A 20,112-nucleotide genomic window follows, 5' to 3' on the forward strand; every position below is an offset into this window, starting at 1 on the left:
AATGTATGGTTTATACGGCCAGATAGCGATATCTGGCCATAATTAACACTGAATGCACGCTGCGCATTCAATCCCAGCTCAGGATCACTTTCCCAGACTGGCCTGAACGCATGGCATCAAAGCCCTGCTGGAACTCATCAATTGAGAACCGATGGGTGATGATCGGCGACAGATCAAGACCGGACTGGATCAGTGCAGCCATCTTGTACCAGGTTTCAAACATTTCGCGACCATAGATACCTTTAATAAACAGACCCTTAAAGATAACTTTCGTCCAGTCTATCGACATGTCTGATGGCGGGATCCCCAGCATGGCAATACGGCCACCGTGGTTCATGGTGTCCAGCATGGTACGAAACGCTGGCGGCGCCCCAGACATTTCCAGCCCCACATCGAACCCTTCGGTCATCCCCAGTTCGGCCATCACGTCGGTCAAGTCCTCTTTCGAGACGTTGACTGCGCGGGTAATGCCCATTTTACGCGCCAGTTCCAGACGGTACTCATTAACATCGGTAATCACTACGTGGCGTGCACCAACGTGCTTCGCTACCGCGGCAGCCATAATGCCTATCGGACCCGCACCGGAAACCAGCACATCTTCGCCAACCAAATCAAATGACAGCGCCGTGTGTACCGCGTTACCGAATGGATCGAATATGGACGCTAAATCATCGGAGATGTTGTCCGGGATTTTAAAGGCGTTAAACGCCGGGATCACCAGGTATTGAGCAAAACAGCCTGGACGGTTTACGCCGACACCGGTCGTATTGCGGCACAGGTGAGTACGGCCACCGCGGCAGTTACGGCAATGTCCGCAAGTAATATGGCCTTCACCAGAAACGCGATCGCCGATTTTGAAGCCTTTAACTTCCTGGCCGATGCCAACAACTTCACCGACATATTCATGCCCTACAACCATTGGAACCGGGATGGTTTTTTGCGACCACTCATCCCAGTTATAAATGTGAACGTCAGTCCCGCAGATGGCTGTTTTACGGATTTTAATCAGCAAATCGTTATGACCGACTTCCGGTTCAGGAACGTCGGTCATCCAAATGCCTTCTTCCGCTTTCAGTTTGGATAACGCTTTCATTTCACATCCTCAGGCAATTACGCCCAGTTGTTTACCAATGCGTGTGAACGCGTCGACTGCACGCGTAATCTGCTCAGGGGTATGTGCCGCAGACATCTGGGTACGAATACGCGCCTGGCCTTTTGGAACCACTGGATAAAAGAATCCAGTAACGTAAATCCCCTCTTTTTGCAGCTCGCGGGCAAACGCCTGCGCAACAACCGCATCACCCAGCATTACCGGAATAATCGCGTGATCGGCCCCTGCCAGCGTGAAACCTGCTGCGGACATTTGCTCACGGAATTGACGCGCATTAGCCCACAGACGATCGCGCAGGTCGCTACCCGCCTCAACCATCTCCAGCACCTTAATGGACGCAGCAACAATTGCCGGAGCCAGTGAGTTGGAGAACAGGTACGGACGAGAACGTTGACGCAACCATTCAACCACCTCTTTACGTGCCGCAGTGTAACCACCAGATGCGCCGCCGAGTGCTTTGCCCAGCGTACCGGTGATGATGTCCACACGGCCCATCACGTCGCAATACTCATGAGAGCCGCGCCCGTTCTCACCAACAAAGCCTACTGCGTGGGAATCATCAACCATCACCAGCGCATCATATTTATCTGCCAGATCGCATACGCCTTTCAGGTTAGCGATAACGCCATCCATAGAGAACACACCATCGGTGGCGATCAATACGTGACGGGCTCCTGCTTCACGCGCTTCTTTCAGACGCGCTTCCAGCTCCTGCATATCGTTGTTGGCGTAGCGGAAACGCTTCGCTTTGCACAGGCGCACACCATCGATAATAGAGGCGTGGTTCAGGGCATCAGAGATGATGGCATCTTCTGCTCCCAGCAGCGTTTCGAACAGGCCGCCGTTGGCGTCAAAGCAAGAAGAGTAAAGAATGGCATCTTCCATACCCAGGAACGCAGCCAGTTTTTGCTCCAGTTGCTTATGGGTGTCCTGAGTGCCACAAATAAAGCGCACCGAGGCCATACCAAATCCGTGAGAATCCATACCCGCTTTTGCCGCCGCAATCAGTTCCGGGTGGTTAGCCAGCCCTAAGTAGTTGTTCGCACAAAAGTTAATAACGTGGCTTCCATCAGCCACGGTGATATCCGCCTGCTGAGCAGACGTAATAATGCGCTCTTCTTTAAACAACCCTTCCGCGCGTGCGGTTTCCAGATCGTTCGTTAACTGCTTATAAAAATTCCCACGCATTGCAATTCTCCAGACTGGGCAAATTTCAGCACATATTACCCAATGCTATTGGTTTGTACGAGATGACTCATCATGACTTATCTAAAATGCAGCATAAATCACGTGTACCCACATAACTTTTCAGGAATGACAGACCTGGCATCACGACCTGACTTACGTTGTCGCGTCATCAATGACCTGAGACGCTGATGACGGTGCTATAGTAAATCCTGCCATAGCAAAGGCCTTATTAACCTTAATGATATAGTTGTCCTCGTAGAATTCCTCAATCGCCTGCTGAATCTGCTCGCCGGCAGGCAACGCTTTTCCATCAACAATTCCCTGTAGCAAGGAAACAAATTTTTCCGGTTCATCAGTAGGGTATAAATTACCGTTTACCCCTTCTTTGATAATGTCTGCAGGCCCCGTTTCACAATTAGAGCTAATGGCATAAACACCGTGAGCACTGGCTTCAACCAGAACCATAACGAAACCTTCAAAATGAGAAGTTAGCAGCAGGCAGGTGATATTTTTTAGCGTGTTCTGAATATATTCCCATGGTGATTTCTGCCAACCATGCCAGTGAATATTTCCACTAATTCCCAACGTTTCAGCTAATGCCGTTAAGGTATCAACATCCGGACCGGTGCCGACAATATCCAGGGACCACTTCCCTTTTAGTTGAGCCAACCCGTTGAAAAGACTACGTACATTTTTTTGTCCATCTGCCACAACCCGACCTACATACACAAACCGGGCATGCTTCTCAGGGGTAGGGATACGGATATCGCATCGCGCAACGGGATTGTAAATCGTTGCAATAGTGCTTTTCTCTATTCCCATCTCAATAAGCTGCTGAGTTATCCCTGAGCTAATTGAAAGATGATAGTCTGCTTTATTAATGTACTTGATTTTTTTCTTGTAATTATTTTTGTAGAAGTTAAAAATAGAGAAGTGAAACCATGAAAATATTTTAACCTGCTTGCTTGTATATTTTCTTGCAACGTGACTGATGTAACATGAAAGAGTATCCAGGGATATAATTACATCTGGACTTTCCTGAAGAATAATTCTTCGCAAACCATAAGCAAAACTGAGTCTTCTTAATTTAGTTATTTTTATATTAGAAGAAAGATGACAATAGCGCTGCCCCGTGAGCCAGTCATTATTGACATTGCTATTGTTATTTTTCTTAAAAAAAACAAAAGAGACATCAATATCAGGGTCTTGCATCCGCAGCAGCTTCACCAGATTAATACATACCGTCTCCATGCCGCCAAGACCACTGGTTTCATAACCTGTAATAATTATCTTCTTAAGTTGCATATATTCTTTTCATTCCAACGACTATTGTCAGTCCCAACACAGTACTCTGCCTTGCTTATCCATTCGTTGATGGCTCCGAAAAAGCCGGTACCGCGCACTTGAATACTCATTCATGACGTGAATCATACACCACTCTGCCTACACCATTTCAATCAAGAATATAAACAATGAAAGCAATAACCAACACAAATGCCACACGCCACATGACGCGACGTACTGCTGAAGCCGAAGCCATGTAGTGATATGATTAGAGACATTCGTGTCTGAGATTGTCTCTGACTCCATAATTCGAAGGTTACATTTATGATCATCGTTACCGGCGGCGCGGGATTTATCGGCAGCAACATCGTTAAGTCTCTGAATGACAAAGGCATCACCGATATTCTGGTGGTGGACAACCTAAAAGACGGCACCAAGTTTGTGAATCTGGTGGATCTGAATATTGCTGACTATATGGATAAGGAAGACTTCCTGATCCAGATTATGGCTGGAGAAGATTTCGGCGATATCGAGGCAATTTTCCACGAAGGCGCGTGTTCTTCCACGACCGAGTGGGATGGCAAGTATATGATGGACAACAACTATCAATACTCCAAAGAGCTGCTGCACTACTGCCTGGAGCGTGAAATTCCTTTCCTGTATGCCTCTTCTGCAGCAACGTACGGCGGTCGTACCTCTGACTTCATCGAATCTCGTGAATATGAGAAACCGCTGAACGTCTATGGCTACTCAAAATTCCTGTTCGACGAATATGTACGCCAGATCCTGCCAGAAGCAAATTCTCAGATCGTTGGCTTCCGTTATTTCAACGTCTACGGGCCGCGTGAAGGTCACAAAGGCAGCATGGCGAGCGTAGCTTTCCATCTCAATACTCAGCTCAACAACGGCGAAACACCCAAGCTGTTCGAAGGCAGTGAAAACTTCAAACGTGATTTCGTCTATGTCGGCGATGTTGCAGCAGTAAACCTGTGGTTCCTGGAAAACGGCGTTTCCGGCATCTTTAACCTCGGTACTGGTCGCGCAGAGTCTTTCCAGGCCGTCGCGGATGCCACGCTGGCATACCACAAAAAAGGCAGCATTGAATACATTCCGTTCCCGGAAAAACTGAAGGGCCGCTATCAGGCATTTACTCAGGCGGATCTGACTAACCTGCGCGCTGCGGGCTATGACAAACCGTTCAAGACCGTTGCCGAAGGCGTGACGGAATATATGGCCTGGCTGAACCGCGACAACGCTACAAATTAACAAAATCATTCGAGCGGTATCAAGGCGGCAACTACGTGACAAATTCGTCTGGAACGAATTTGAACTGCCGGAGGCTGCCTTTGGTGAGGGACACGGACGTCCCTCATTCATTCCGGGAGCTTACAAGAGTAAGTGGCCGGAGTGACAAATCTGTCTGGAACAGATTTGAACGTTGCTTGCAGCGGCCCCGAAGGGGTGAGGCACAGGGATGGGCCGAGTACCTCGCAGCCAACGCAGAGACAGCTTGAAGGATGAAGTAAATGAAGATATTGGTGGTTGGCCCGTCCTGGGTGGGTGACATGATGATGTCACAAAGTCTCTATCGCACGCTCAAGGCGCGCTATCCCCAGGCAATAATCGACGTGATGGCACCTGCATGGTGCCGTCCGTTATTATCGCGCATGCCTGAAGTCAACGATGCTATCGCCATGCCGCTTGGACACGGCGCACTGGAGATTGGCGAGCGCCGCAAACTGGGCCACAATTTGCGTGATAAACGCTACGATCGCGCGTACGTCCTGCCGAACTCGTTTAAATCCGCACTGGTACCTTTCTTCGCGGGTATTCCTCATCGTACCGGCTGGCGTGGCGAGATGCGCTATGGTCTGCTGAACGATGCGCGTGTACTGGATAAGGAAGCCTGGCCACTGATGGTCGAGCGCTATGTCGCGTTAGCGTACGATAAAGGCGTGATGCTCACAGCCAAAGATTTACCACAGCCGCTGCTGTGGCCACAATTGCAGGTCAGTGAAGGCGAAAAGTCTCTTACCTGTAGCCAATTTTCCCTCTCGGCTGAACGTCCAATCATCGGTTTCTGCCCGGGTGCAGAATTTGGTCCAGCGAAACGTTGGCCACATTACCACTATGCTGAACTGGCAAAGCAGTTGATCGACGAAGGCCATCAGATTGTCCTGTTTGGCTCGGCTAAGGATCATGAAGCTGGCAATGAGATTCTGGCTGCACTAAGCGTTGAACAGCAGGCATGGTGTCGGAACCTGGCTGGTGAAACACAGCTGGAGCAGGCCGTTATTCTGCTCGCCGCCTGCAAAGCCGTGGTCACCAATGACTCCGGTTTGATGCACGTGGCTGCCGCACTAAATCGTCCGCTGGTCGCTCTGTATGGCCCCAGCAGCCCGGATTTCACTCCACCACTTTCCCACAAAGCTCGCGTGATTCGCCTGATTACGGGCTATCATAAGGTGCGTAAGGGGGATACTGCACAAGGGTATCACCAGAGCCTGATTGACATCACACCTCAGCGCGTACTGGAAGAACTGAATGACCTGTTGTTACAAGAGGAAGCCTGACGGATGCGGGTTCTGATCGTTAAAACATCGTCAATGGGCGATGTGCTGCATACATTGCCCGCATTAACAGATGCGCAGCAGGCCATTCCGGATATTCAGTTTGATTGGGTAGTGGAAGAAGGGTTTGCTCAAATCCCCTCCTGGCATCCGGTCGTTGACCGTGTGATCCCGGTGGCGATTCGCCGCTGGCGTAAAGCCTGGTTTTCCGCCCCCATTAAAGCTGAGCGCACAGCTTTTCGCGATGCGGTGCGTTTACAGAACTATGATGTCGTTATCGATGCGCAGGGGCTGGTAAAAAGCGCCGCGCTGGTCACACGTCTGGCGCATGGCATTAAGCATGGTATGGACTGGAGTACCGCGCGCGAACCGCTGGCGAGTCTGTTTTATAACCGTAAGCATCATATCGCCAGACAGCAGCATGCTGTTGAACGTACTCGTGAGCTGTTCGCGAAAAGTCTGGGATATGCCAAACCCCAGTCGCAGGGTGATTACGCTATTGCACAGCATTTTGTGAATGGACTCAATGCTGATGCAGGGCAGTACGCCGTCTTCCTGCACGCCACCACTCGTGATGACAAGCACTGGCCGGAAGCGAAGTGGCGGGAGCTCATTGGCTTATTAAATCACGCAGAAATACGTATTAAGCTCCCCTGGGGTGCTCCGCATGAAGAAGCGCGAGCCAGACGACTGGCAGAAGGATTTGATTACGTAGACGTTTTACCGCGAATGAGTCTTGGGGATGTCGCCCGGATATTAGCTGGCGCTAAGTTTGTGGTATCCGTTGATACCGGATTAAGCCACTTGACTGCCGCACTGGATCGGCCGAATGTTACGCTATATGGCCCTACGGACCCGGGGTTGATTGGGGGATACGGGAAGAATCAGGTCACATGTCGTGCCCCGGAAGGAAAACTTGCTATGCTTGAACCCACTCAGGTTTATTCTCACATAGCGCTGTTGTAATTATTCAGATATCGCAGATATGTTAAATTCATTCTTATACAATCGCTTTGCTATTTAACATATCTGCAGCTGACTAAAACTATGCACTATATCGTATTTCATCCACGGTTAAGCATTATTGCATTCATCTACTTCCACCAACATAATCCGAGAATCATTCGTCGGGCATGCCAGTATGAGGATGAAATTTTACGTCTGAAAAGTGATTTCTGCTTTTTCTTGTGGCTCTTTATCTCTTTACGTTCTTTCTCTAACCAGCTCCCGGACAACTCTTCAGGGTGATGGACAAAGTTTGCCAGGTATATATCAGAAAAATAGCCCTGGCGCATCAGATATGCCCATTCATCTATGATGAAAAAGTTATTTTCAAAACGGGAAACAAGTTTTTGAGCTGTTACAGAATTCATTAAATAACCGCAGGCTCGTAAAACATACCCATGACCAAATATGACCTTACCGAAGGTCTGGCCACCAATTTTCTTGAGCTTAACCAAATTTAAGACAACTTTATTCTTATACCTTAAACCATCCTGCCCACCAAGTAGGTATAACGCGTCTTTATTGAGAACACTTTCATCGACAGTCGATATAAATTCCTTAAAATTCTGATCAATTATCGCGTCATCCTCAAGAATACAAACCCAATCTTGTCCACTCTGCCCAAACTGTTTGAATGCCTTCATATGGCTTAGTGAGCAACCCAGTTCACCATCAGTAGGCGTATGATTTTCCCTGTGCTGAAAGTCAGTTAACGGTATCTTGCTCTTATCTTCGGCAGACAAATTTTTTCCATAGATAGCATCAACGAACGAATACTCGATATTTAATTCATTCATTATATCTGATACGCGTTTTCGTCGGGCATCGTCAAAAGGAAGCGAAATGACCAGCACGTGCATGAGTTCAAACCCTCTAATATAATTAAGCCAGCACAGTCATCGTGAAGTAAAGATTAACAATTACTGGCCAGCTGAATAAACTTAATTAACTATTCTATGTAGCTATACAAAGTCTATTACTTCATATTTATAGTTTATTTTTTGATGTATGATTAATAATTTTATTAGTTTTTCTTGCATAGCTTGCAAAGAGATCAGACTCATCATGAATGATTGTATTAATGTCTTTTTGAAAGTATATCTTCAAAAATCTAACGTAGTCTCTTTGCGTTAACCCGATGTTTAACGAGGAGAAGTACAAACCAATCAGATCTTTATTTCGCCAACGAATAGGAACCGCATTTCTTATCTGAGCCCGGTGCAGATCAATAACCGACAGTTTGAACGTATTATCCTCAAAATTGGCCGGTTGATGTAATAAGAAGTGACAGAGATAGCAATCACGGTGATTAACGCCTCCCTGATGCATCCTTCTGACCATAATGGCAAGACGCTCAATTAATGCCATTTTCACTTTTCGCGAAGGCGGATTCACCAGCCAATCTGCGCAATAGTCTTCCAGGCTAACCGCCGGACTCAGATCTTCCGTTATAATAAATGAGATACGGTTGAGCGGATTTATACCTTGTTGCCCGAAACCAACACCATGCATTGTATCAACATCCAGTTCCTGCAAACGGTGTATAGCATTCCATTCTCTATCAGCACCGAGTACCGGCAAACGTAAAGAGAATAAGTTCTTGATAACTTCCTTCAGTTTAGTGCCCTGGTGCCATTTCAGGAAATAGCTTTTACCTGCAATCTCAAACCTTATCGTTCTACGCGTTTCGAGCTGTCTAAATGTTTCTCCCTGCAGCTTCTGCACTTCAGAAAAAGCATCTTTCCCTTTCCACAAGGATAAAAATGGTTCTTTTAAATCAACCATGGGTACCACCTATAATAATATCAGCTGCTTTCTCAGGTAGACTATAAAGGTCTTGAGTATCAGCAAAGTGTTGTGCATTATCTTTCCATGCTTTTCTCTGCCCTGAGTCAGTTAAAGAAAAATAAACAGCTTCATCTAATAATTTTTGTTCGAACGGTTCATCAATAACAATGCCGCACTCAGCATCTTTAATATAATGGGCATATCCGCAAACTGCCGTTGTTATAACAGGTAAGCCTGCTGCAATAGCTTCAACCAGCACGATCCCTGCGGCTTCCTGGTATGCCGGATGAATCAATAGATCGGCCGCTGCCATTAACTCTGAGACATCATTACGGCCAGGGAAGAACTTGATATTGTCAGCAACACCATACTCTGCTGCCAGCTTTATATAGCGTTCAGGCTTATCCTGGCCCACAACAAACAGAATCGTTTGCTTGCGGACAGCTTCCGGTAAGGAAGCGATCGCCTTGATAGTTCTGTCGACACCCTTACGGGTAAAATCAGAACCAATTTGTATAATTAAATACTGGGAATCACTGATATCATTTTCTTTCCTGAAGCTAGCTCTACAATTTTTTGGCTGATAGCTGTATTTTCTGTCAGGATAAATCCCCGGAGGAAGGATATGAAAACGCGCTTGCTCAGTATGATAGTGCTTCTGAAAATCCGCAATTTGCTTATCTGTTAGCATCAACAGCTGTGTTGATTTTCCCTCAGCAAATGTTGCTTCCTCAAAGGCAGCATAATGCCGATATCGTGGTGTCAGACGATAGAGCAAACCTTTTTCTTGCGCGACTTTTTCTGCGTAACAAACATCAGCAGCATAATAAACATCTAATCCAGGCATTTTATTGAACCCAACGACCCGGTCTACTGGATTACTCTCAAGATGTTTACTAACCCACCGATGATACTCAGCATTTTTCCCGTTGTTGGAGCAAGACTTCACAGGAACAATGATGATTTCCAGGCTGTCTGGAATATTTCCTTGCCATGATTGCGTGTAAACCCGAACATGATGTCCACGTGATGCGACTGTCGATGCTATGCGTAAAAAATCACGCTGCAACCCACCGAAAGGGAAATATTTATACAAACAGAAGGCAATAACCATTTTAATATCCGAATGCTTTATTAATCGAGTTTAGGTAACCGTGACGCTATGGCTGCAATCACGTCTTCCGCAGGTATAACAGATAAATATTTCTTACTTCGATCAAGTTTTTCACGCACAGGCATTGGTTGGTAATCACCAGCCCAAAATTGAACCACATCATCAGACCATGGTCGCCAGGCGATATGATCGGTAGCGCCAAAAAGACAAATGATGGGCGTTTTAACCGCTGCGGCAATATGCATCGGAGCAGAGTCGACGCCAATGAAAAGTACAGCATGATCAATTAATGCAGCAAGCTCAGGGAATGTTGTCTTCCCGGCGATTCCAGTTAAAGGTTTCGTTTCACACGCCCTGGCGATCTCATCGACGCAGGCAATATCGCTGGCACCGGGTCCAGAAGTCAGTACAACCTGATACCCCAAATGATGTATCGCATCAATCACCAGTGAGAATCTATCATTCTCCCACGACTTGAATTCTTGTCTCGCCGTAGGCTGTATAACAACATACTTCTGGGTATCAACCTGAGGAAGTTTTTTCCGAACAGATTGCCAGACCTGCTCACCATAAACCATTTTCAATACCGGGACGGATTCTTTTAGGTTTAATGGCGTCAGCACAGACAAATTACGTTCAACCCAATGATCGCCACTTAGAGGAACGTGATGAGTAAAACTGTCGCGCCAGAATTTCTTATTTCTGTGCGAAAAATCATGTGTCAACTTTATTGGGCAATCCAGGCAGCGACACAGCAAAGCAACAATCCACTGATCGGTAAGGTTGACCACTAAATCATAATGATTACCGCGTAGTGCCTTGATCAGCGATAAGAAATTTTTTACTTTCTCAAAAGCAGAGCTCTTTTTATTTTTTATGCCATACAAAGCATGGATATCGGGATTTTCAGATAAAATAGGAATGGTATCTTCGTAGAGTAAAACATCAATATCAGCATCAGGATAATTTTTTTTAAGCGTGCTGATGACCGGTGTGGTTAGCAACATATCGCCGTGAAAGCGCATTTTTATTACCAGGATCTTTTTCACACTCTACCCTTTCAGGTTATTGTTAATTTTCAAATCACGCTACCGCCCCAGGCTCAACAGCTACCTGTGTACTGCAGAACACACCATCTTATTTTATCGTTTATATTATACCACTATTCACTTGACAATTCGATATCTATGAAAATTTTCTATGTGAACGAGAGAATAAATGAATACTAACAATGCATGAGACTATCTATCATGTTATGAATATTGAGCCTATATTCTCAACTACGTCACATAGGCTCATTTTAATGTTAATTCGTTACTCTGCCGACTCATTTTTGTCATACAACATCAGGATAGCTATGCTGTATAACAAAAAGACATTTATAAACATTTTTTCAAATAAACAATATATAAGAATGTAGCCAACGAGAGAACACAGTAATGAAATGCTAAAAATATCCTTTTGGTTCCTGGCGCGGGCGTATATATCTTTAAAGGTAATAAAAAAAGCTGCAATAAATAAAAGCAGACCGATGCTCCCGACATTATAAAAAATTATCATAAAAAATGGTTCATCTATATTATAACTCTTATTCCGTTCAGAATATACCCCACCATTTTTCGGCGCGTTATGGTCCTCTAAATACTGGTTGTATGTAGAATTTCCATACCCAATGCCAAAGACGGCATTGTTGATATTTTTCATTACTAAAGGGAAACGGTCTGAGATGATTTCATCACGACTGGATGTGACGTTATTCATTTGCAGAGTTTGATCGACTTTCATTTTTACCTGACCCACTGTGTTGTAGGCCCCGGTAAGCAAAGCAACCATTATAAATAGCAAGCCGCAGGTAGCAGCCATAAATCTCTTGATGGTTTTACTCACCAGAAATGAAATCAGGAAAATCTCTACAACAACTGCTAAGATTCCTGCCCGACTCCCGGTGTATGATAAAAAAACAAATGCAAGCGCAGAAATGATATACAATACTGTTTTCAGAAAGTGATTCTTGAATAAGATCGCCCCTGTTAATACAAAAGGAAATAGCATAACAACATAGAATGCGAAGCCATAGCGAAGCTGTAAATACAGTTCCTGTGGGTTATTTTTTATAATTCTTAAAATTGGTACCACTAAGACAATATAGGATAGAGTCAGTATCGCACCAATGACAAAAAACTGTCTCAGTGAGGTGATATGTTTACTGAATGCTCCGAAAAATAACATCATCACTAGCGGGTAACGCCAGTCTTTTATCAATATGATAAAGGCATCAAGAGATTTCTCTTTATAGGTAAAAAACACAATACAAAAAATACACCACAGCGTGAAGAGTAACAATATTTTTCTCTTCTGCATAAGGTCGATGACAATATTCTTAATGTCTATTTTATTGGCTCTAATATAATAAATAGATAAACCTACAGCGAGCAAAGAGGTCATATTTAGCACCCCTTGATTATCTATCGTAAATAAACCAAAAATCATTAAGATCAATACAACTTTGCTTAAAATCAAGATATTACCATTTTGACTGTATCTTACTTGATTCATAGAATTCAAATCTCACTTCTTCAAATAGCCTTGTTAATCAACAACAAACACTTGCTCACATGATTTATGGGGCATATCTTATTATATAACATCGTAAAAATCCCCCATTAATTTTAGTCTCTTCCTCTCACTGTGTTTCTTCGTTCTACCCACAAAAAAAACACAACATAACATCATGATTAATAAATAAAATTTAGCCACCAAGTATCTCTTTCCTTCCTTTACAGTTTGTTCTATTCTATGCCCACAGGAGAGCCATTTTGTCTTACATAAACACGCGTGCACTCTGAAAGAATCAAAAGGAAAAAGATGTGAAAGCAAATATAATAAAATATATTAAGAATGCACATATTAATAATGACGACAACAACATTACATGTGTCAATATTACCTATGGCGCTGACAAACCGTTTCTTTATGGTACGGGCGTTTCAATTACATCGGTACTTTTAAACAACCGGGATCTGAACTTCCACTTCCATATTTTCACTAATTATCTTGACGAACATCAACTTCATCTTTTTTCAGTCCTGGCAAGTCAATACAATACCCATATTACATTTTATGTGCTGGATGATAATGAATTAAAAAATCTACCTACAGCATCTAAGGCATGGAATTATTCAATCTATTTCAGACTTATTGCAATCGATTATTTTGCCGATAAACTCAGCAGCATTATATATCTTGACTCTGATATTATATGTAAAGGAAGCCTGACCTCGTTACTCACGGAAGAATTTAATGGCAATGTATTAATGGCTGTCCATGATAGCTTTGTCGATACGTCTGCTGTTGCCGGTATCAATCCAGGCCGGTACTTCAACTCAGGCTTCATGTATTTTAATCTTCCAGAATTAAAAGATACTAATCTGACTCTGCAGGTCATTTCAAAGGTCAATGAAAACCGTTTCTCACATCCCGATCAGGATGCGTTGAACGTTCTCTTCAATGATCGCGTAAAAATTCTGGACCATAAATTCAATTCATTCTTTAACATCGATACGTTAGCCAAGAAAGGTGGTGATGCCTTTAAAATCACATCACAAACGGTATTCATTCACTATGTCGGCGTCACGAAACCCTGGCATGACTGGGCGCAATATTACGCTGAGGTCGAATACTTCAAAATAGCCAGAGAGAATTCGCCGTGGAAAGATATTCCTTTATTGGCACCCACTACGTATAAACAGCTATCACGGAAAAGCACACATTTAAAACACAATGGCCAACTCCTCGGTGCTTTTATTTTCTATGTTAAGTATTTAATTAACAAATACCAAACACAGAAAAAACGCTAATACTTTGATATTATTGTCTTTTCAGGAATGGTTATGTCTCTGGCATATTCCATAAAAAGATCGATTTTTATGACCATAACCATTCCGTTTTTTGCCTTCCACAGCAGAGATTACAAAGCGGGACAACACAACTCAGCCCCCCTTTCTCGTGATCCGTACAGTTTCCTCAAAAAATCAGCAAAAATGATGGTAAAGCCATAGTTAAATACATAGAATCCCCAGCACATCCATAAGCCAGCTACTATTATGCTAGAATTGCTTTACACCGCCCTTTTCTACCTTATTCAGCCTCTGATCTGGATACGGCTTTGGGTGCGCGGACGTAAAGCTCCGGCGTACCGTAAACGCTGGGGTGAACGCTACGGTTTTTATCGCCGCCCACTGAAACCTGGCGGCATCATGCTCCATTCAGTATCCGTGGGTGAAACACTGGCAGCAATCCCATTAGTCCGCGCTCTGAGACATCGTTATCCCGATTTGCCGATCACGGTTACCACCATGACGCCAACCGGTTCTGAGCGTGTGCAATCTGCTTTTGGCACAGACGTTCAACATATCTATCTTCCCTATGATTTACCGGATGCTTTGAACCGTTTCCTGAATAAAGTTGACCCCAAACTGGTGTTAATTATGGAAACCGAGCTCTGGCCAAATCTGATCGCTGCACTGCATAAGCGCCATATCCCACTGGTCATCGCCAACGCGCGCCTTTCCGCGCGTTCAGCCGCAGGCTACGCTAAATTAGGGAAATTTGTTAGCAGGCTATTACGCCGCATTACGCTGATTGCTGCACAAAACGAAGAAGATGGCGCTCGCTTCATTACATTGGGAGCCAGGAACAATCAGGTCACCGTCACCGGTAGCCTGAAGTTTGATATTTCCGTCACCCCACAACTGGCCGCTAAAGCGATTACGTTACGACGCCAGTGGGCTCCTCATCGCCCGGTATGGATTGCGACCAGCACGCATGACGGGGAAGAAAGCATCATCATTGCAGCTCATCAGGCGCTGTTACACCAGTTCCCGAATCTTTTATTGATTCTGGTTCCCAGACACCCTGAGCGCTTCCCGGATGCCATTAACCTCGTACGCCAGGCTGGTCTAAGCTTTACCACACGCTCTTCTGGCGAAGTTCCATCCTCAAGTACCCAAGTGGTTATTGGCGACACGATGGGCGAGCTGATGCTGCTGTACGGAATTGCCGATCTTGCTTTTGTCGGCGGCTCTCTGGTTGAGCGTGGGGGACACAACCCACTGGAAGCAGCGGCACATGCCATTCCTGTATTGATGGGCCCGCATACCTTTAACTTCAAAGATATTTGCGCCCGACTGGAACAGGCAAGTGGGTTGATCACCGTCACTGACGTCACCACGCTGGTGAAAGAGGTTTCGTCCCTACTGACCGATGAAGATTATCGAAATTTTTATGGTCGCCATGCTGTTGAAGTACTGTACCAAAATCAGGGCGCGCTACAGCGTCTGCTGCAGCTGCTGGAACCTTACCTGCCACCCAAAACGCATTGAGGGCTGTCATGCAAAAACGGGCGATTTATCCAGGAACCTTCGATCCCATAACTAACGGTCATCTTGATATCGTGACACGTGCGACAAGCATGTTTGATCACGTGATCCTGGCAATTGCCGCAAGCCCCAGTAAAAAACCGATGTTCACGCTGGAAGAACGCGTTCAGCTGGCACAGCAGGCAACGGCGCATCTGGGTAATGTAGAAGTCATGGGATTTAGCGATTTAATGGCCAACTTTGCCCGCGATAATCAGGCTAATATTCTGATTCGTGGCCTGCGTGCCGTGGCTGATTTTGAGTATGAAATGCAGTTGGCGCACATGAACCGCCACTTAATGCCTCAACTGGAAAGCGTCTTTTTGATGCCTTCTAAAGAGTGGTCGTTTATTTCATCATCGCTGGTTAAAGAAGTCGCCCGCCACCAGGGTGACGTGACCCACTTCCTGCCGAAAAATGTTCATCAGGCGCTAATGGATAAGCTGAAGTAGTGCATTTAGCCGGGTAAGCCGACAAGGTTTATCCGGCCTGCAATGAATGTTATTTCTGACAGCGACGGCAGTAGAACGTCGTTCGCTGAGCGTGCTTAGTCGCAACTATTGGCGCTCCGCATACGCGGCAAGGCTCACCTTCACGTCCATAAACCTGTAATTCCTGAGCAAAATAGCCTGGCTTACCGTCACTTTGCAGAAAATCTTTCAGCGTCGTACCACCCTGCTCGATAGAGCGCAGCAATACAGCCTTAATAACGCGTACCAGCAGCTCACACTCATCTTTCGACAGCGATGATGCCAGGCGGTCAGGGTGGATGCCAGCCGCAAAGAGGGACTCACTGGCGTAGATATTGCCCACCCCCACCACCAGCTTGTTGTCCATCAGCCAGGGTTTTATCGCCGTTTTCTTCTTTGCGCATTTCAGCTGGAGATAAGCGGCGTTGAAATCGTCGCTCAGCGGCTCTGGGCCAAGATGAGCGAGAACATTATGTCCATCCAGCTCTTTCGTCCACAGCCAGGCGCCAAAACGTCGGGGATCGGTATACCGCAGGACTTTGCCATTACTCATCACTAAGTCGACGTGATCATGCTTTTCTGCGGGAAGTTCTTCAGGAAGAATACGCAGACTACCCGACATCCCCAGATGAATGATAATCCAGCCATCCGCCAGTTCCAGCAGCAGGTATTTCGCGCGGCGCTGTACGCTCAATACAGGTTTATCGCTCAGGCGATAGATTTCCTCAGATACCGGCCAGCGCAAACGACCATTACGCACAGTGGCGTGTAGAATCTTCGCCCCTACCAGATGCGGCTCAATACCACGGCGGCTGGTTTCAACTTCAGGTAATTCAGGCATAGCATCTCCGGCGCTGTAACAGGTCTCATTAATATGGGGACGGCCAGAAAACAAAAAACCCCGCCGAGGCAGGGTTTTTCTTTACATCAAAGCGAAATTATTTGATTTTCGCTTCTTTGTATAAAACGTGCTGACGAACAACTGGATCGAATTTTTTCAGTTCCAGTTTTTCCGGCTTAGTACGTTTGTTCTTCGTAGTGGTATAGAAGTGACCAGTACCAGCAGAAGAAACCAGCTTGATTTTCTCACGAATACCTTTAGCCATGATTTATTTCCTCTTAGTACTTAGTACTTTTCGCCACGGGCACGCAGTTCGGACAGAACTGTTTCGATGCCTTTCTTATCAATTACACGCATACCTTTAGCAGATACACGCAGGGTGACAAAACGCTTCTCGCTCTCAACCCAAAAACGGTGAGAGTGCAGGTTAGGCAGGAAACGGCGTTTAGTCGCGTTCAGTGCGTGGGAACGGTTGTTACCGGTCACCGGACGCTTGCCAGTAACTTGGCAGACTCGGGACATGTCTATTCTCCAAAAATCAAATTAGCTCGAGCTTCGTATGGGGTATTGGCGCCTCGTCAGGCTTCTCAGCCCGGTTATCGCAGTTCAATACACTTAATCGTTCATACTGCAACGTCGTTGGATGCCGAATGAATGATTTTATGTATTTGCGAACTCTCGATTGCCAGGCCCAAATGCCAAACCCGAGATTCTCAAAGGTGGCGTAGTATACGCTGAGTCAGCGATGTGCTCAAGTCCCGAACAGACAAAGATCCCGATGGATCGCGTAAAGTGCGTTAAATCCAACCGCGTTCCGCTAAAGAAACGTACTCTCCGCGTCCAATTATCAGATGATCAAGCACCCGGATATCCATGAACTGACAGCATTTCACAACACGCTCGGTGATGAGTTTATCTGCTTTGCTCGGCTCTGCACACCCCGAGGGGTGATTATGCGCAAGGATCACCGCCGACGCATTCATTTTTATCGCTTCACGAACAATTTCTCGCGGATGCACTTCTACATGGCTAAGCGTCCCGGAAAAAAGTTTGCTGTGTTTTATCACTCGATGTTGCGAATCCATGAAGATCACCAAAAAGATCTCGCGCTCTTCTTGCGATAGCTGACTTTGCAGAAACTCGCGTGCCATTTCTGGGCTAAGTATCGACCTTTCTTCTATCACCCGCACGTCGTAGTAGCGTCTTGCCAACTCAGCAATGCCCTTAAGCTGAGCGTACTTCGCAAGGCCAATGCCTTGAACCAGGCTAAAATCCATGTAGTCAGCCGACAACAAGCCGTAAAGCGAATCAAATTGCTGTAGCATTTCTTTCGCCAGCGTCAGGACATCTTTTCCCCTGATTCCAGTGCGTAAAAACAGCGCCAGTAACTCGACATCCGTCAGTGAATTGACCCCAAACTCCATCATCTTTTCCCGGGGCATCAAACATCCTGTATTTTTCATGCATCCCCTCCTTTTTGCATCCGCATGGTGGCATAACACCAGCGGTGGATCGACGCTCTGTTATCCATTCCTCGTGGCGCTTCGCAAAGTGGATCACGGTCAAAAGCACGATAAATGATGGAGTGTGATAAAATATCCGCCTTCTGGTGTAACCCAACAGGAAAGATCATGATGAGCCTGGCCGGTAAAAAAATTGTACTTGGCGTCAGTGGCGGCATTGCTGCGTACAAAACCCCTGAGTTGGTGCGTCGTTTACGGGAACGTGGCGCAGACGTCCGCGTAGCAATGACTGAGGCGGCAAAAGCCTTTATTACTCCCCTGAGCTTACAGGCAGTTTCGGGCTACCCGGTATCCGACAGCCTGCTTGACCCCGCGGCTGAAGCCGCAATGGGTCATATTGAACTGGGTAAGTGGGCCGATTTAGTTATTCTGGCCCCCGCCACGGCAGATCTGATTGCTCGCGTCGCAGCAGGAATGGCCAACGATCTGGTTTCAACAATCTGTCTGGCAACCCCTGCTCCTGTTGCAGTGCTGCCGGCCATGAACCAGCAAATGTACCGCGCCGCCGCAACTCAATATAATCTTGGCGTCCTCGCCTCCCGCGGTTTGCTCATTTGGGGACCCGACAGTGGTAGTCAGGCATGTGGCGACATCGGTCCTGGCCGTATGCTGGATCCCTTAACAATTGTGGATATGACGGCAGAACATTTTTCTTCTGTAAACGATCTGCAACATCTTAATATCATGATAACCGCGGGCCCTACGCGCGAACCGCTTGATCCTGTGCGTTATATTTCCAACCATAGCTCCGGGAAGATGGGATTCGCTATCGCCGCCGCCGCAGCCAAACGCGGGGCGAATGTCACTCTGGTATCGGGCCCCGTTTCGCTGCCCACACCTGCTTTTGTACAGCGCGTAGATGTCATGACGGCATTAGAAATGGAAGCAGCCGTGCAATCTTCAGTGCAGCAGCAGCATATTTTTATTGGCTGCGCCGCAGTTGCTGATTATCGCGCAGAGACCGTCGCCCACGAAAAAATCAAAAAGCAGGCGACGCAGGGCGATGAATTAACAGTAAAAATGATCAAGAACCCGGATATTATTGCCGGCGTTGCCGCACTGGATGTTAACCGTCCTTTTGTCGTTGGGTTTGCCGCCGAAACAAATAATGTGGAAGAATATGCCCGGCAAAAACGCCTACGCAAAAACCTTGATGTGATCTGTGCGAACGATGTTTCGCTTTCTACTCAAGGATTTAACAGCGACAGCAACGCATTACACCTTTTTTGGCAGGATGGAGATAAAGTCTTACCGCTTGAGCGCAAAGAACTCCTGGGCCAATTATTACTCGACGAGATCGTGACCCGTTATGATGAAAAAAATCGACGTTAAAATTCTGGACCCGCGCGTCGGGAAGCAATTTCCGCTCCCGACGTACGCCACCTCTGGTTCTGCCGGACTTGACCTGCGTGCCTGTCTTGATGACGCCGTAGAATTAGCGCCTGGCGCAACAACGCTGGTGCCAACCGGGTTAGCCATCCATATCGCCGATCCCTCACTGGCCGCAGTGATGTTGCCGCGCTCTGGTCTGGGTCATAAGCACGGTATCGTACTGGGTAACCTGGTCGGTTTGATTGATTCCGACTACCAGGGTCAGCTGATGGTGTCTATCTGGAACCGTGGCCAGGATAGCTTCACCATTGAGCCTGGCGAACGTATTGCGCAGATGGTCTTTGTACCGGTTGTGCAGGCTGAATTTAATCTGGTGGAAGAGTTTGAAGCCACCGATCGTGGCGAAGGCGGCTTCGGCCATTCCGGGCGCAAGTAACCCGTAGAGAAGCATCCCTCAGCGTAATAACGC

At 46.4% G+C, this 20,112-nt stretch carries 20 protein-coding genes; 8 read left to right on the plus strand and 12 right to left on the minus strand.

The genetic code is table 11. The features are described 5' to 3' along the window. Positions 1 to 67: 67 nt before the first annotated feature. From tdh to OGX95_RS14815, 3 genes are all read right to left on the minus strand, one after another. Entirely contained in the window at positions 68 to 1,093 is a 1,026-nt protein-coding gene (tdh, locus tag OGX95_RS14805; protein ID WP_286629986.1) for an L-threonine 3-dehydrogenase, read from the minus strand. Between the two features lie 9 nt (positions 1,094 to 1,102). After that, the gene (gene kbl, locus OGX95_RS14810; protein ID WP_061066827.1) at positions 1,103 to 2,299 is read right to left on the minus strand and encodes a glycine C-acetyltransferase; all 1,197 of its coding nucleotides are present in this window, start codon (positions 2,297 to 2,299) and stop codon (positions 1,103 to 1,105) included. Positions 2,300 to 2,452: 153 nt separating this feature from the next. After that, a complete protein-coding gene (locus OGX95_RS14815) occupies positions 2,453 to 3,604 on the minus strand; it encodes a glycosyltransferase (protein WP_286629987.1) in 1,152 nt (383 codons plus the stop codon). A 303-nt stretch (positions 3,605 to 3,907) separates the two neighbouring features. Here OGX95_RS14815 and rfaD point away from each other — a divergent pair, with 303 nt between their 5' ends. The 3 genes from rfaD to rfaC all read left to right on the plus strand — a co-directional run bounded on the left by rfaD (position 3,908) and on the right by rfaC (position 7,119). Next, on the plus strand, positions 3,908 to 4,849 hold the full coding sequence (gene rfaD / locus OGX95_RS14820; protein WP_286629988.1) for an ADP-glyceromanno-heptose 6-epimerase: 942 nt from the start codon (positions 3,908 to 3,910) through the stop codon (positions 4,847 to 4,849). A 260-nt stretch (positions 4,850 to 5,109) separates the two neighbouring features. Then, positions 5,110 to 6,156, plus strand: coding sequence for an ADP-heptose--LPS heptosyltransferase RfaF (gene rfaF / locus OGX95_RS14825; RefSeq protein ID WP_286629989.1), 1,047 nt, complete (start codon positions 5,110 to 5,112; stop codon positions 6,154 to 6,156). A 3-nt stretch (positions 6,157 to 6,159) separates the two neighbouring features. Beyond that, positions 6,160 to 7,119 (plus strand): lipopolysaccharide heptosyltransferase RfaC, encoded by a 960-nt coding sequence (rfaC, locus tag OGX95_RS14830; RefSeq protein WP_286629990.1) that lies wholly within the window; start codon positions 6,160 to 6,162, stop codon positions 7,117 to 7,119. Positions 7,120 to 7,247: 128 nt separating this feature from the next. On the opposite strand, the gene OGX95_RS14835 is transcribed toward rfaC, so the two are convergent. The 5 genes from OGX95_RS14835 to OGX95_RS14855 form a co-directional block, all read right to left on the minus strand. Continuing rightward, positions 7,248 to 8,018 (minus strand): glycosyltransferase family 25 protein, encoded by a 771-nt coding sequence (locus tag OGX95_RS14835; RefSeq protein WP_286629991.1) that lies wholly within the window; start codon positions 8,016 to 8,018, stop codon positions 7,248 to 7,250. Positions 8,019 to 8,145: 127 nt separating this feature from the next. After that, a complete protein-coding gene (rfaP, locus tag OGX95_RS14840; protein WP_286629992.1) occupies positions 8,146 to 8,943 on the minus strand; it encodes a lipopolysaccharide core heptose(I) kinase RfaP in 798 nt (265 codons plus the stop codon). Next, positions 8,936 to 10,060 carry a glycosyltransferase family 4 protein gene (locus OGX95_RS14845; protein WP_286629993.1) on the minus strand — a complete coding sequence of 375 codons (1,125 nt, stop codon included), beginning with the start codon at positions 10,058 to 10,060 and terminating at the stop codon, positions 8,936 to 8,938. Before OGX95_RS14845 ends, rfaP begins: the two co-directional genes overlap by 8 nt. Positions 10,061 to 10,080: 20 nt before the next feature. Further along, positions 10,081 to 11,085 (minus strand): lipopolysaccharide core heptosyltransferase RfaQ, encoded by a 1,005-nt coding sequence (gene rfaQ, locus OGX95_RS14850; RefSeq protein WP_502872780.1) that lies wholly within the window; start codon positions 11,083 to 11,085, stop codon positions 10,081 to 10,083. A 289-nt stretch (positions 11,086 to 11,374) separates the two neighbouring features. After that, positions 11,375 to 12,616 (minus strand): O-antigen ligase family protein, encoded by a 1,242-nt coding sequence (locus OGX95_RS14855; protein ID WP_286629995.1) that lies wholly within the window; start codon positions 12,614 to 12,616, stop codon positions 11,375 to 11,377. 311 nt (positions 12,617 to 12,927) lie between these two features. Between OGX95_RS14855 and OGX95_RS14860 the strand changes: the two genes are divergently transcribed. From OGX95_RS14860 to coaD, 3 genes are all read left to right on the plus strand, one after another. Next, positions 12,928 to 13,917, plus strand: coding sequence for a glycosyltransferase (locus OGX95_RS14860; protein WP_286629996.1), 990 nt, complete (start codon positions 12,928 to 12,930; stop codon positions 13,915 to 13,917). A gap of 246 nt (positions 13,918 to 14,163) precedes the next feature. Beyond that, positions 14,164 to 15,441: a lipid IV(A) 3-deoxy-D-manno-octulosonic acid transferase gene (waaA, locus tag OGX95_RS14865; RefSeq protein WP_286629997.1), complete on the plus strand. Its 1,278-nt coding sequence runs from the start codon at positions 14,164 to 14,166 to the stop codon at positions 15,439 to 15,441. Between the two features lie 8 nt (positions 15,442 to 15,449). Next, on the plus strand, positions 15,450 to 15,929 hold the full coding sequence (gene coaD, locus OGX95_RS14870; RefSeq protein WP_271442023.1) for a pantetheine-phosphate adenylyltransferase: 480 nt from the start codon (positions 15,450 to 15,452) through the stop codon (positions 15,927 to 15,929). A 49-nt stretch (positions 15,930 to 15,978) separates the two neighbouring features. Here coaD and mutM read toward each other — a convergent pair whose 3' ends face one another. The 4 genes from mutM to radC all read right to left on the minus strand — a co-directional run bounded on the left by mutM (position 15,979) and on the right by radC (position 18,251). Next, positions 15,979 to 16,788 (minus strand): bifunctional DNA-formamidopyrimidine glycosylase/DNA-(apurinic or apyrimidinic site) lyase, encoded by an 810-nt coding sequence (gene mutM / locus OGX95_RS14875; protein ID WP_286629998.1) that lies wholly within the window; start codon positions 16,786 to 16,788, stop codon positions 15,979 to 15,981. A gap of 97 nt (positions 16,789 to 16,885) precedes the next feature. Continuing rightward, positions 16,886 to 17,053: a 50S ribosomal protein L33 gene (gene rpmG / locus OGX95_RS14880; RefSeq protein WP_003024094.1), complete on the minus strand. Its 168-nt coding sequence runs from the start codon at positions 17,051 to 17,053 to the stop codon at positions 16,886 to 16,888. A gap of 20 nt (positions 17,054 to 17,073) precedes the next feature. Continuing rightward, complete coding sequence (gene rpmB / locus OGX95_RS14885) at positions 17,074 to 17,310, minus strand: 50S ribosomal protein L28 (RefSeq protein WP_003024071.1); 237 nt, start codon at positions 17,308 to 17,310, stop codon at positions 17,074 to 17,076. A gap of 275 nt (positions 17,311 to 17,585) precedes the next feature. Continuing rightward, on the minus strand, positions 17,586 to 18,251 hold the full coding sequence (gene radC, locus OGX95_RS14890; RefSeq protein WP_271442021.1) for a RadC family protein: 666 nt from the start codon (positions 18,249 to 18,251) through the stop codon (positions 17,586 to 17,588). 171 nt (positions 18,252 to 18,422) lie between these two features. On the opposite strand from radC, the gene coaBC reads away from it, so the two are divergent. Beyond that, positions 18,423 to 19,643, plus strand: a complete 1,221-nt coding sequence (gene coaBC, locus OGX95_RS14895; protein ID WP_286630083.1) for a bifunctional phosphopantothenoylcysteine decarboxylase/phosphopantothenate--cysteine ligase CoaBC — start codon at positions 18,423 to 18,425, stop codon at positions 19,641 to 19,643. Further along, positions 19,621 to 20,079, plus strand: coding sequence for a dUTP diphosphatase (gene dut, locus OGX95_RS14900; RefSeq protein ID WP_061066835.1), 459 nt, complete (start codon positions 19,621 to 19,623; stop codon positions 20,077 to 20,079). Before coaBC ends, dut begins: the two co-directional genes overlap by 23 nt. Positions 20,080 to 20,112: the final 33 nt, after the last annotated feature.

This window comes from Citrobacter sp. Cu233, assembly GCF_030332225.1.
Lineage (GTDB): Bacteria > Pseudomonadota > Gammaproteobacteria > Enterobacterales > Enterobacteriaceae > Citrobacter.